Here is a 1,299-nt window from a genome sequence, read left to right on the forward strand (position 1 = left end):
ATCCCCGGAGTCCCTGATTTCACACTGCCAAGAAAAGCCTCTAGCGAGGCGGGAGGTGCCCGTACCGCAAACCGACACAGGTAGGCGAGGAGAGAATCCTAAGGTGATCGAGAGAACTCTCGTTAAGGAACTCGGCAAAATGACCCCGTAACTTCGGGAGAAGGGGTGCTCTGGTAGGGTGAATAGCCCGAGAGAGCCGCAGTGAATAGGCCCAGGCGACTGTTTAGCAAAAACACAGGTCTCTGCAAAACCGTAAGGTGACGTATAGGGGCTGACGCCTGCCCGGTGCTGGAAGGTTAAGAGGAGAGGTCAGCGCAAGCGAAGCTTCGAATTGAAGCCCCAGTAAACGGCGGCCGTAACTATAACGGTCCTAAGGTAGCGAAATTCCTTGTCGGGTAAGTTCCGACCCGCACGAAAGGCGTAACGATCTGGGCACTGTCTCAACGAGAGACTCGGTGAAATTATAATATGCGTGAAGATGCGCATTACCCGCGACAGGACGGAAAGACCCCGTGGAGCTTTACTGTAGCCTGATATTGAATTCCGGTGCAGCCTGTACAGGATAGGTAGGAGCCTTGGAATCCGGAGCGCCAGCTTCGGAGGAGGCAATGGTGGGATACTACCCTGGCTGTATTGGACTTCTAACCCTTGCCCGTGATCCGGGCAGGAGACAGTGTCAGGTGGGCAGTTTGACTGGGGCGGTCGCCTCCTAAAGTGTAACGGAGGCGCCCAAAGGTTCCCTCAGAATGGTTGGACATCATTCGTAGAGTGCAAAGGCATAAGGGAGCTTGACTGCGAGACCTACAAGTCGAGCAGGGTCGAAAGACGGGCTTAGTGATCCGGTGGTTCCGCATGGAAGGGCCATCGCTCAACGGATAAAAGCTACCCCGGGGATAACAGGCTTATCTCCCCCAAGAGTCCACATCGACGGGGAGGTTTGGCACCTCGATGTCGGCTCATCGCATCCTGGGGCTGTAGTCGGTCCCAAGGGTTGGGCTGTTCGCCCATTAAAGCGGTACGCGAGCTGGGTTCAGAACGTCGTGAGACAGTTCGGTCCCTATCCGTCGCGGGCGCAGGAAATTTGAGAGGAGCTGTCCTTAGTACGAGAGGACCGGGATGGACACACCGCTGGTGTACCAGTTGTCTTGCCAAAGGCATCGCTGGGTAGCTATGTGTGGACGGGATAAATGCTGAAAGCATCTAAGCATGAAGCCCCCCTCAAGATGAGATTTCCCATTACATTTGTAAGTAAGATCCCTCAAAGAAGATGAGGTGGATAGGTCCGGGGTGGAAGCGTGG

Annotated in this window: 1 rRNA gene; it reads left to right on the forward strand. The window is 55.1% G+C overall.

Annotated elements, in window-relative coordinates:
* Positions 1–1,299: ribosomal RNA gene (locus ACTHPA_RS18465) — 23S ribosomal RNA — on the forward strand; the annotation flags it as partial.

The sequence above is a fragment of the Sporosarcina sp. SAFN-015 genome, from assembly GCF_051966875.1.
Taxonomy (GTDB): domain Bacteria; phylum Bacillota; class Bacilli; order Bacillales_A; family Planococcaceae; genus Sporosarcina.